General features: G+C 40.1%; 13 protein-coding genes. 5 read left to right on the forward strand and 8 right to left on the reverse strand.

All coding sequences use genetic code 11. The features are described 5' to 3' along the window. Positions 1-43: 43 nt before the first annotated feature. From QM959_RS06275 to QM959_RS06285, 3 genes are all read right to left on the reverse strand, one after another. Positions 44-1,093 carry a DUF389 domain-containing protein gene (locus tag QM959_RS06275; protein WP_414372138.1) on the reverse strand — a complete coding sequence of 350 codons (1,050 nt, stop codon included), beginning with the start codon at positions 1,091-1,093 and terminating at the stop codon, positions 44-46. A 472-nt stretch (positions 1,094-1,565) separates the two neighbouring features. Then, positions 1,566-2,540 (reverse strand): sensor histidine kinase, encoded by a 975-nt coding sequence (locus tag QM959_RS06280; RefSeq protein ID WP_247934642.1) that lies wholly within the window; start codon positions 2,538-2,540, stop codon positions 1,566-1,568. Next, positions 2,533-3,210 (reverse strand): response regulator transcription factor, encoded by a 678-nt coding sequence (locus QM959_RS06285; RefSeq protein ID WP_000548991.1) that lies wholly within the window; start codon positions 3,208-3,210, stop codon positions 2,533-2,535. Before QM959_RS06285 ends, QM959_RS06280 begins: the two co-directional genes overlap by 8 nt. A 155-nt stretch (positions 3,211-3,365) precedes the next feature. Here QM959_RS06285 and QM959_RS06290 point away from each other — a divergent pair, with 155 nt between their 5' ends. Beyond that, complete coding sequence (locus QM959_RS06290) at positions 3,366-4,439, forward strand: DUF2974 domain-containing protein (protein ID WP_414372141.1); 1,074 nt, start codon at positions 3,366-3,368, stop codon at positions 4,437-4,439. A 56-nt stretch (positions 4,440-4,495) separates the two neighbouring features. Here QM959_RS06290 and QM959_RS06295 read toward each other — a convergent pair whose 3' ends face one another. Further along, positions 4,496-4,933, reverse strand: a complete 438-nt coding sequence (locus QM959_RS06295; protein WP_247934640.1) for an Rrf2 family transcriptional regulator — start codon at positions 4,931-4,933, stop codon at positions 4,496-4,498. Between the two features lie 75 nt (positions 4,934-5,008). After that, entirely contained in the window at positions 5,009-5,851 is an 843-nt protein-coding gene (locus QM959_RS06300; RefSeq protein ID WP_247934639.1) for a metallophosphoesterase family protein, read from the reverse strand. A gap of 111 nt (positions 5,852-5,962) precedes the next feature. On the opposite strand from QM959_RS06300, the gene QM959_RS06305 reads away from it, so the two are divergent. From QM959_RS06305 to QM959_RS06320, 4 genes are all read left to right on the forward strand, one after another. Continuing rightward, positions 5,963-6,613 (forward strand): metal-dependent transcriptional regulator, encoded by a 651-nt coding sequence (locus tag QM959_RS06305; protein WP_247934638.1) that lies wholly within the window; start codon positions 5,963-5,965, stop codon positions 6,611-6,613. Between the two features lie 120 nt (positions 6,614-6,733). Beyond that, a complete protein-coding gene (locus QM959_RS06310; RefSeq protein WP_247934637.1) occupies positions 6,734-7,441 on the forward strand; it encodes a nicotinamide mononucleotide transporter in 708 nt (235 codons plus the stop codon). Positions 7,442-7,572: 131 nt separating this feature from the next. Continuing rightward, the gene (locus tag QM959_RS06315; RefSeq protein WP_247934636.1) at positions 7,573-7,986 is read left to right on the forward strand and encodes a hypothetical protein; all 414 of its coding nucleotides are present in this window, start codon (positions 7,573-7,575) and stop codon (positions 7,984-7,986) included. Between the two features lie 18 nt (positions 7,987-8,004). Further along, a complete protein-coding gene (locus QM959_RS06320) occupies positions 8,005-8,418 on the forward strand; it encodes a hypothetical protein (RefSeq protein WP_247934635.1) in 414 nt (137 codons plus the stop codon). 38 nt (positions 8,419-8,456) lie between these two features. Here QM959_RS06320 and dtd read toward each other — a convergent pair whose 3' ends face one another. From dtd to QM959_RS06335, 3 genes are all read right to left on the reverse strand, one after another. Next, positions 8,457-8,900 carry a D-aminoacyl-tRNA deacylase gene (gene dtd, locus QM959_RS06325; RefSeq protein WP_247934634.1) on the reverse strand — a complete coding sequence of 148 codons (444 nt, stop codon included), beginning with the start codon at positions 8,898-8,900 and terminating at the stop codon, positions 8,457-8,459. A gap of 29 nt (positions 8,901-8,929) precedes the next feature. Continuing rightward, positions 8,930-11,152, reverse strand: coding sequence for a RelA/SpoT family protein (locus tag QM959_RS06330; protein ID WP_414372144.1), 2,223 nt, complete (start codon positions 11,150-11,152; stop codon positions 8,930-8,932). 178 nt (positions 11,153-11,330) lie between these two features. Next, entirely contained in the window at positions 11,331-12,146 is an 816-nt protein-coding gene (locus QM959_RS06335; protein WP_414372146.1) for an ABC transporter permease, read from the reverse strand. Between the last annotated feature and the right edge of the window lies 1 nt (position 12,147).

Genomic DNA, 12,147 nt, shown 5'->3' on the forward strand with positions numbered 1-12,147 from the left:
TCTCCCAAGATTTGCTTCCATGAGTTAGATAAGTTGACTATCCTCAGTCCTTGTCTGCCTCAATTTCTTTTACGATGTCATCTTGTGAATCTTTTTCAGAGAGTTTTTGATCGATATACTTGTCAATGTTTTCGTAAAATTCCTTAATCGTCTCACTATCTAATTTTGTCGAATTATGGACTTGCTTGACTTTCAATTGAACAGATTGAATACCGTAAGAGGCTTGTTTTTGGCGAATGGTTTCTAATTCTTCTTCTGAAATTGGATCTCCAACAACTGTCAAGACTAATTCATTGCTACTTGACTTGTAGACTTGATTAATGACCGTATGATTGGCGAACTCATTTCCTACAAACTGTTTGATCCCTTCTTTTCGCGCTTGATCCATCGTCAGAGTGACTGCTGAATAGCTGGCTGGAAGGACCAATAATACAATCAAGGATATCAACCCAATTTTCATTTTAATGTTTAGCTCATTAAATGAACTTAAGGGAGATTTTCTAATCAAAAATCTTGTTCCAACAATGTTGATTAGCATGATAAAGACACAGTTGATCAAGAAAAGATAAAGAGCCCCAAATAAAAATCGTACATTTCCATTAGCTAAACCATATCCTGCAGTGCAGATAGGTGGCATCAGAGCTGTTGCGATGGCTACTCCTGGTACGATATTGTTTGCTTCTTTTTTCCTTGAACCAATGAAACCTGCTATCCCACCAGCAATAGCAATGAGAACATCCCAAATGGTTGGAGAGGTTCGTGCAATCAACTCGCTACTTGCATAAGATAAGGGAGAAATCCAGAAATACAGAGTCGAGACAAGCAAACTGACCAATACTTGAGTAAGTAAAACCTGTAGAGATTGCTTGATTAAACGCGTATCAAAAATAGCTAAACCAAACCCCAGTCCAACAATCGGTGTCATAAGAGGGGAAATCAGCATGGCTCCAATAACGACAGCTGTTGAATTCATATTTAGACCTATAGAGGCAATAAAAATCGAACACATCAAAATCAGTGTATCTCTTAATCGAACATGAAGGTCATCATATAGTTTTTCGCGGAATTCACGTGTTGAATAGTTTCCGGACATTGGTTACTCCTTTTATTTCATATAATCTTGTTTCTGCATGGATGATGGTAGAGAGACTTCTGTCCAAACTGACATATTTTTAATTCTCATCTGTAATTCTTTTGAACATTATCTTTTAAATATCCATCAATCCATCCTTGATATTATATCAAAAATTTTACAGTCTTTCTCTGAAGAAATCAATTAATTTAAAAAGATAGATAGATAGAGAAGGAATAAAATTTTTTACTTATCCGAAGAAAAAACGTTTTGAGTTGAAAAGTATTAAACTTTTTCACACATTTCCTCTTTCTCATTTTTAAATTTTATCAGAAAAATTACTGTTATATCATACAGTTATCTTACATTTAAAATAGTAATCTTACATTTTTGTGAGGAAACCATATTTCTACTAGATAAAATAATTTACTCGGATATACAGTTATAGATAAAAAAGCCCAGTTGTTTTATCTTGGGCTCTTATCTAATATGCTCACTCAATTATCAGATTCATATCGGAAAACTTGATTCTTACTGTCGTTCCTTTTCCAACCTCAGACTCGATGCGAATCTGATGACCTAGTTCTTCAGAAATCTTCTTAGATAGATAGAGACCAAGTCCAGATGACTGCTGGGTCAGACGTCCATTATATCCTGAAAATCCACGTTCAAAGACTCGGAGGACATCACTGTTTTTTATCCCGATTCCCGTATCCTTGATACAGAGTTCCTGGCCTTCCATATAAATCTCCAGACCACCTTCCTTGGTGTATTTGAGACTATTTGAAATGATTTGCTCAATAACCACTAGTAACCATTTTTTATCCGTCACGATTTCTTTATCAAGGTCATGTAGATTGACATTTAAGCCTTTTTGAATAAAGAAAAGAGCATATTTACGAATTATTTCCTTGACCAAGTCCTCAATTTGAACTTGCTTTAAGACCAAATCGTCATGGAAACTTTCTAAACGCAGGTACTGTAAGACTAGGTTGGTATAGGAGTCGATTTTGAAAATTTCCTGTTCTAACTGTTGCTTCAGTTGGCGGTCGGCTACTTCTGCAACTAAGAGTTGACTGGCTGCAATGGGGGTCTTAATCTGATGGACCCATAAGGTATAGTAATCCAGCAAATCCGTCAGTTTTCTTTCTGCTTCTGACCTCTGCTGATAGAGTTCCATCTCACGCGCTTCTAATTTTTCTGCTAAAGCTATTTCCAAAGGAGACTTAGCTTCCCTCTCTCCATAGAGAAGTTCCTTGCGATAAACCTGCATCTCCGCCAATATGTCCCAAGTGAAAAATAGGATGGTTACAAAGCAACACAAGAGGAAAAAGTAGAGAAAGTAAATTCCCAAACTGGCAAATAAAAACTGAAAGAGCAAGACCAGAAACATCAAAGAAAACAGATAGACAAACAGACGACTACGGGAGCGCAGATAGGCTAGAAAAAATTGTTTCCAATCAAGCATGCTTCAGTCCATACCCTATCCCTTTCTTGGTCTCGATAAATCCTACCAAGCCCTGCTCTTCCAACTTTTTACGCAAACGAGCCACATTAACAGAGAGCGTATTATCATCAATGAAAAAGTCACTGTTCCAAAGCTCCCGCATCAGGTCATCACGTGCTACGATATTGCCTGCATGCTCAAACAGCACTCGTAAAATCTGGAATTCGTTCTTGGTCAAATTCAAGACTTGCCCTTGATAATGTAAATCCATGGATTTGGTATTGAGGATAACACCGGCATATTCCAGTAAGCTCTCGTCACGCCCAAACTCATAGGAACGGCGCAACAAGCCCTGAACCTTGGCTAGAAGGACCTGCTGGTCAAAGGGCTTGGTCACAAAGTCATCCGCCCCCATATTGATTGCCATGACGATATCCATAGCCTGGTCTCTCGAAGACAGAAACATGATGGGTACTTTGGAAATCTTGCGGATTTCCTGACACCAGTGATAGCCATTAAACAAGGGCAAGCCAATATCCATGAGGACCAGATGAGGTTCCGACTGGACAAATAGACTCAAAACTTCCATAAAGTCTTCTACCAGAACCACTTCAAATCCCCATTCAGAGAGCATCTTTCCGACCTGTTGACGAATGACCTGATCATCTTCTACTAATAAAATCTTGTGCATGCGCTTCTCCTTTTCTATTATTATAACAGATTTTTCCATGCTAGAAGGTCTGAAACTGAATTTGAAATAGCTTGTTTTTAGCCAACAAAGTGTGGCAATCCTACTAGCTAATTTGAGGGAAATTTGATAAGATAAATAAAAAGAAAGGAGCTCCTATGGCCAATATTTTTGACTATCTGAAAGATGTTGCATACGATTCCTTTTACGACCTTCCGTTGAATGAATTAGATGTTTTAGCCTTAACAGAAACCACCTACCTCCCCTTTGATAATCTGGTCTCCTCAACTCCTCAGCGACTTTTAGACCTGATAGCTCAGGTTCCAAGGGAACCTAACATGTTGACCAGTAAAAATCGCCTCCAGCTATTAGATGAACTAGCTCAACACAAGCGCTTTAAAAATTGCAAACTCTCCCATTTTATCAATGACATTGACCCTGAATTGCAAAAGCAGTTTGCGGCTATGACCTACCGCCTCACTCTCGATACCTATCTGGTTGTCTTTCGTGGGACTGATGACAGTATCATTGGCTGGAAGGAAGATTTCCACCTGACCTATATGAAGGAAATTCCCGCCCAAAAGCACGCCCTCCACTATTTAAAGAACTTTTTTGCCCACCATCCTAAGCAAAAGGTCATTCTGGCTGGGCATTCCAAGGGAGGAAATCTAGCCATCTATGCTGCTAGTCAAATTGAGCAAAGCTTGCAAAATCAAATAACAGCAGTTTATACCTTTGATGCGCCTGGTCTCCATAAAGAACTGACACAGACCGAGGGCTATCAAAGGATAATGGATAGAACCAAGGTCTTCATTCCACAAGGTTCCATTATCGGTATGATGCTGGAAATCCCTGCCCACCAAATCATTGTTCAAAGTACTGCCTTGGGTGGTATCGCTCAGCACGATACTTTTAGCTGGCAAATTGAGGATAAGCACTTCGTCCAACTGGATAAAACCAACAGTGATAGCCAACAAGTCGACACAACCTTCAAGGAGTGGGTGGCCACAGTCCCTGATGAGGAACTCCAGCTCTACTTCGACCTCTTCTTTGGTACCATTCTGGATGCTGGGATTAGCTCCATCAATGACTTATCTTCCTTCAAGGCTATCGAACACATTCATCATCTCTTCGTCCAAGCGCAATCCCTCACTCCAAAAGAAAGAGAAACCATGGGACGTCTTACCCAATTATTAATTGATACCCGTTACCAAGCCTGGAAAAATAGATAAAAAGCTTATGATAAGGTGTGAACCTTCTCACAAGCTTTTTTGTTTTAAAGAAAAAATCACTCCTTCATTTTATTCTCTGCATCTGCCACGACTTGCTCTAGACTAGTCTGACCAAGTTCAGCCTCCATAGCCAGCTGGATTCTCTCCAATTTTTGATCCAAAACATCATGAATATGAGCTCCAACTGGGCAATTTGGATTTGGATTGTCATGAAAACTAAAGAGTTGACCTGTCTTACCAAGACACTCAACCGCTTGATAAACATCTAAAAGACTAATGTCCTTGAGATCCTTAACAATCTCTGTTCCGCCTGTCCCACGCGCTACTGAAATCAACTCTGCCTTCTTCAACTGGGACAAGGTTTTTCTGATAATGACTGGATTGACCCCAACACTAGCAGCCAGAAAATCACTGGTTACCTTGCTTTCCTTCCCCTTGAGGGCAATGATTATCAGCATATGAGTCGCAATGGTAAATCTACTTGGAATTTGCATCCTCTTCTCCTTTTTAAGAGGCTACCCTGCCTCTACTCTTCTTTTTCTTTTATTATACCCTTTTCAGTTGTAATGTCAATTATTACCACTTTCCAACCAGGCATCTAATTCCCTATCATATCCCTCTTTCTGGGCCAATTCTCTCAGAAATTCCTGATTATGAGTATGGTGGATACCATTGACCAGACTTTCATAATAAACCTCAAAATAGGGAAGTTTAAGGTCTTTAGCCAGCTGTAATTCAGCTGCCACATCGTAGTCTACCCGTCGGAAGTCCATATCTACCAAGCCCTTGTCATCAAACTCCAAAATCATATACTGGGCCCGTAAGTCCTTCCGCAGCTGGGCATCTAGAAAGAAAGGTTGGCCAATCGAACCCGGATTGACAATCAATTGCCCACCAGTCCCGTAACGAAGCAACTGCTGATGAATATGACCATAAACAGCAATATCACAAGGCGGATTGGTCACCAAACGGTCAAAATCCTCTTGTGCTCCAGTATGAATCAACTCTCGCCCCCAGTTCTTATCAGGCAGATGATGGCTAATTCCTACCGTCAAATCCCCAAACTGACGATGAAGCTGGAGAGGTTGATTGTGGAGCAGTTCGATTTCTTCTAGGGAAATTTCCTCTAAAACATACTGGCACTGGCGCAAGAGATAGCGTTGGCTGGGACGAGTACTATCCAATTCCTTGCGGACACCATGCCAAAGACTGTCTTCCCAGTTTCCCAAAACTCTAGCCGTAATCGGTATTTCAGCCAACAAGTCCAATACCCTTCTACGCCCTGTCCCTGGCATAAGAATATCTCCCAAAAGCCAGTATTCATCCACTCCTAGCTGCCCGGCATCGGCCAAAACAGCCTCTAAAGCAGTGGTATTGCCATGAATATCTGAAAGAAGAGCTATTTTTGTCATATTCATCTCCTCATTTTTTCTCTTGCAATAAGTATAACATAAAAAGTCACAGCTAGAGAAATCTAGCTTTTTTTGATATACTAGATAAAGATATTAGACAAGAGGAAACGAATGACCCCAAACAAAGAAGACTATCTAAAATGTATTTATGAAATTGGCATAGATTTGCATAAGATTACCAACAAGGAAATTGCGGCTCGTATGCAAGTCTCTCCCCCTGCCGTAACCGAAATGATTAAACGAATGAAGAGCGAAAATCTCATCCTCAAGGACAAGGAAGCTGGCTATCTACTGACTGACCTTGGACTCAAACTGGTCTCTGAGCTCTACCGTAAACACCGTTTGATTGAAGTTTTTCTAGTCCATCATTTAGACTATACGAGTGACCAGATTCACGAGGAAGCTGAGGTATTGGAACATACTGTCTCTGAGCTATTTGTGGAGAGACTGGATAAATTGCTTGGATTCCCCAAGACCTGCCCTCACGGAGGCACCATTCCTTCCAAGGGAGAACTCTTAGTTGAAATCAATAACCTGCCACTAGCTGATATCAAGGAAGCTGGCGCCTACCGCCTGACTCGGGTGAATGATAGTTTTGACATTCTCAATTATCTAGACAAGCACTCACTTCACATCGGTGACCAGCTCCAAGTCAAGCAGTTTGATGGCTTCAGCAATACCTTCACTATCCTCAGTAAAAACGAGGATTTACAAGTAAGTATGGACATTGCCAAACAACTCTATGTCGAAAAAATCGACTAATTTCTCAAGTACCCCAACCAACCCTGAAAGTTTGATTTTCAGGGTTTTATTTCTATCATTTGATTTTACTTTCATTTAGTTGTAGAATGTTTGTTAAAAAAAAGAAAGATAGTTTAAGCTATGAAAAAATCACTAAAAATTTTTGCGACATCCAAATGGTTTGACCTCTTCGGGGTTGCTTTGGTCGTTGGAATTGCGATTGCATCTGGTTACCTCAACTCACGTCTAGATAAATTTGTAGACTGGGGACCATGGACTGCACTTGTTCCCTTTGGATTGATTTCCGTAACCAACGTTGGAATTTCCATGTTGTCCACTCGTTTTACAGGAAAATTAAGCAAATGGGGAAATTACTTTGGCATTGTCAATACGATTTTGTCTGGTACCATTGATTATATCCTTGGAAATAAAGCGGCCATCATCACCTATCCTGTTACCTTCCTCATTTATACCTTTGCTATTAAAAAATGGGAAGTTTCGCAAGAAGGCAGACCCAACCAAATGAGCCAAAAACAGGTAAAATTGGCGGCCATCATCATTTCAATTATTGCCTTCCTCTTTGCCTTTGTGACCAACTATATCGGCTATGGAGGTAAGATGAATCTCCTTGCCTACGTGACAACGATTGCCTTTGCACTGTCCCTCATTGCCAATGCTTTGAATGCATTAAAATTAACAACTCAATGGGGCTTTTGGTTGATTTACAATTTTGTGCAGCTGACAAAGGCTGGCATTCAAGGAAACTTCGCCAATATCGGTAAATATATCTTTTATATCCTCAATGCAATTGGAGCTTTATTTGTCTGGAATGATGAAGAAGCTAGATAATAGAAGGAAACTCAAATAAAGAAAGCAAGACGACTTAATAGAATCACCCTTCTACTGTTTATTATCATTTTAGTTGTAACTACCATTGGTTTGGTGTAGAATAAAGCTAGATAAAAGAGGGAGGTCATCCTATGAAAAATCTCTTTAGAATCCATTTTGTAGCAATTGCAGTCATTGATTTGCTACTATTTGCATTTTTTAACACGAGACAAGAGACATTTTTAGACCGGTTCTTGCTCTCTGGTTTTATTTTCCTCCTTGCTCAGGGACTCCTGCTATTTCGCTTGCTTGTCCGACTCAAACATCATTTCTCTGAGATTTATCCTCAAATCAATAAAAAGATTCGCTTCTACTATTTAGGAGTTCTCTCCATTGATTTTCTATTTTTTGTCCTTTTAGCCTTCGTTAGTTCTCATCTTTTTTTCTCTCTTATGCCAGTCGTCACTGCTTGCCATTCTACTTTTTATTATACGACGACTAACTACCTAAGGGACAACTATCCAGATTTTTACAACAAACACATCTCTTTATGGGAGTGCCTCTAAAGAAAAGGAGGTTTTAGCATGAAAAAAATCATCTACAGCAAAACCATTCAACTCCTTGTCATCGATGGAATCATGCTGGCATTTTTGACATTTAAAGAAGGGCTTACTTGGGATTGGATTTTGATTTATAGCGGTTGGCTCATTTTCTTTCATCCTGTGCTACTGACTTATCTTTCTAACCAGCTTTGTGACCACTTTAGTCAACTCTATTCCCAGATTAGACCGAAATTCTGGCGTTTTGCCCTACAAATCCTCCTATGGGATTGCCTGATGATTCTCTCCTTGATATGTTTAAGTGGTGTCCCACTTTTCCTTCAAGGAACTCTCCTAATTTTAGGACACCTCATTTCTTCCTATCGCATAAACCAAAGCCTGAAACAAGATTTCTCCAAAGCCTATCAAGAACCGATTTCATTTTGGAGTATTTTATGATAGATAAGAAAAACCAAGCCGGCTGGGCTTGGTCTTTCTTATCTATTTTTAGTATCTAGGATAATGGTAACAGGTCCGTCATTGATCAGCTCAACCTGCATATCCGCTCCAAAAATACCTGTCTGAACGGGCACTTCCTGCTCTAATTTTTGATTAAAAGCATCATAGAAGTTTGATGCCATATCAGGCTTAGCTGCACCTGTAAAGGCTGGCCGATTGCCTTTCTTAGTATCTGCAAAGAGGGTAAACTGAGAAATAGAGAGGATTTCTCCTTCAATATCTTTGACAGACAGGTTCATCTTGCCTTCTGCATCTGAAAAAATCCGCATATTGACAAGCTTTCTCACAGCATAGTCCAAATCTTCCTCTTGGTCTTCTGGTCCAACACCGACCAACAATAAGAGTCCCTGATTGATTTTTCCCTGAACCTGACCTTCGATACTCACTTGGGCTTTTTTAACCCGCTGGATAATGATTTTCATAATAGCCTTTCTAGTAAGAGCTAGGACAATTAGCCGTTGGTCCGTTTGACAGAATAGACCTCTGGTACGCTCTTAATCTTGTCCACAACCGTAGTCAGCGTAGAGAGGTTAGCAATACCAAAGGATACATGGATATTAGCAAATTTCATATCCTTGGTTGGTTGGGCATTGACTGTTGAGATATTCTTAGTTGTGTTTGAGAGAACTTGAAGAACGTCGTTTAAGAGACCTGTACGATTGAGACCGTAGATATCGATATGGGCCATATACTCCTTATTTGAGTTTGAGTACTGGTCTTCCCATTCCACATCAAGAAGACGTTGCTCGTAGTTTTCTTGAGCTCGCAGGTTCATACAGTCCACACGGTGAATAGCCACACCACGACCCTTGGTAATGTAACCGACAATATCGTCACCAGGCACTGGATTACAACACTTGGCAATCCGCACTAGGAGACCAGAAGCACCTTCAATGACCACACCACCCTCATGCTTAACCTTGAGGGTTTCTTTATTTTCAACCTTGACCTCGCCACCTTTGACAAGTTCTTCTGCTTCAGCCTTTGCCTTGGCCCGCTCTTCTTCACGACGTTCCTTTTCAGTCAGACGGTTAAAGACGGTAATAGCACCGATTTCGCCAAAACCAATGGCCGCAAAGAGGGATTCTTCTGTCTTGTAGCTAGTCTTTTGCAGAACTTGGTCCATATGGCGCTTGTCCATGAATTTATTGGCCACATAGCCGTTTTCTTGGAACTGAGCCATCAGCATTTCACGACCCTTATTGACAGACAATTCCTTGTCTTGGTTTTTAAAGAACTGGCGAATCTTATTACGAGCCTTGCTGGTCTTGACCATATTGAGCCAGTCACGACTCGGCCCAAAGGAGTTCGGGTTTGTGACAATTTCAACCTGATCTCCTGTCTTGAGCTTAGTTGTCAGCGGAACCATGCGACCATTGACCTTGGCACCAGTTGCTTTTTCCCCAACTTTTGTATGGATTTCATAGGCAAAGTCAATCGGTCCTGAATCTTTTGGAAGTGAACGGACAGCTCCATCTGGGGTAAAGACGTAAATCTCCTCAGCCAGATAGTTTTCCTTAACAGAGTCCACAAATTCCTTAGCATCATCAGCCTGGTCTTGGAGCTCCATCATCTCCTTGATCCAGTTCATTCCAATAGCAGATTCCTTGCTGTTAACCTGCCCCTTGATGCCCTTCTTGTAAGCCCAGTGAGCCGCAACCCCGTACTCAGCCACCTCGTGCATTTCCTTTGTCCGAATCTGGAATTCGATCGGCCCTTTGGGCCCATAAACAGTGGTATGGATAGACTGATAACCATTGGCCTTGCGATTAGCGATATAATCTTTGAAGCGACCCGGCATCGGCTTCCATAGCTCATGCACGTAACCAAGCATGGCATAAACATCACTTTGGGTATCTAAGATACAACGAATGGCAATCAGGTCATAGATTTCCTCAAAACGTTTTCTCTTATCCTGCATTTTGCGGAAAATCGAATAAATATGCTTGGGACGACCATAAATTTTCCCTTTTAGGTGACGATCTGTCGAATAGTTTTCTAGTTTCGTAACTACCTCATCCACCAAGGCTTCACGCTCTCTGCGCTTTTCCTTCATCATATGAGTAATCTTGTAAAATTCCGTTGGATTAAGATAACGGAAAGACAGGTCTTCCAACTCCCATTTGACACTAGAAATCCCCAGACGGTGGGCAAGTGGGGCATAGATTTCCATAGTTTCTTTGGAAATTCGCTCCTGCTTGTCTTTTCGAAGGTGTTTCAGGGTCCGCATATTGTGCAAGCGGTCAGACAGTTTGACCAAGATAACGCGAATGTCCTCAGACATGGCCATGAGCATCTTGCGATGGTTTTCAGCCAACTGCTCCTCAATCGATTTGTACTCAACCTTACCAAGCTTTGTAACCCCGTCGACAATCACGCGCACATCAGGACCAAACTCTCTTTCCAAATCGTCCAAGGTCGCATCTGTATCCTCAACCACATCATGCAAAAAACCACAAGCTACCGTTACAGCATCCAGCTTGAGTTTAGCTAAAATACCTGCCACTTGGATAGGGTGAATGATATAAGGTTCACCTGATTTACGATATTGGCCACAATGGCAATCCACCGCATAGACCAAGGCCTTATGGACAAAATGAACATCCTCTTCCGTCAAATATTCTTTGGTTAAAGCGACAACTTCTTCGCCTGTTAAATTCACTTCTTTAGGCATCTCTACTCTCCAATTCTTCCTACCATTTTATCACTTTTTTAAGAATATGAAAACTAGAAAAAGAGTATTCCACCTAAAAGAAAAACCAGTTACCCATCTAAGACAGGCAACTAGTCTTCCTCTTATATTCTCAATAGATAGAAAGTCATTTTTACTAATACATGTTTATAAAAAAACTTTAACTTCTAGTATCATTTTCAACAGATTTTAAAAACTTACTTGCCAAGTATGCAAAAAGAATTGAAAATGCAATCAAAACCAACCAACAAATAATCAGATTTATACGTATTTGTTCTTGGTTTGCGTTCATTCCAAATAAGCTGAAACCAGCTGTATTAGTATTCGATAAGCCTAATAAGCTATCATAACCATATCGACTAACTGTCAAATAAGATAAAAATTTTAATAGACCATCCAGAGGAAGATTTCCTGAAAATAGGAATTGTAACAGAATCACAAAGGGCATGACCGTCATGGCCTGTTCAACATTTTTAACAATTGATGAAATAAATAAGCCCAAAGCATCCGCAGAATAAATCATCAAAAATATGGTCATAAAATAAGAGATAAAGCGTAAAATATCATTATTAAATGTAGTTGAAAACGATGAAATTTGACTACTATAGAATATAAACAGGACGCTTGAAAAAATAGCAGCTTGAATCAAAGAGATAATTCCTTGGAACAGCATATGAGCAAACATATAAGATGATAAGTTCATCCCTCCTCGATACTCGTGCTTAATAATATCCCTCTCACGACAAATCAAGGTAATAGAATTAAAAATTCCAATCCAAATACAAGCACAAACAATAATAAATGAAGTGTTTACAATCCTTGAGTCAAAACCCTCTTTTTTCCCTGATACAATACATGCAATCAATGCAATAATAATAGTCGTTACAAATGCATACCATCCATTTGCATTTAAGAAATTACGTTTAAATTTCCCTAAATAGATTAACACCTGTTCTTTATTCGATACGTAATTCATC

Origin of the sequence: Streptococcus mitis (genome assembly GCF_047459985.1) — a bacterium.
In the GTDB taxonomy this organism is placed as follows: Bacteria; Bacillota; Bacilli; order Lactobacillales; family Streptococcaceae; genus Streptococcus; species Streptococcus mitis_DZ.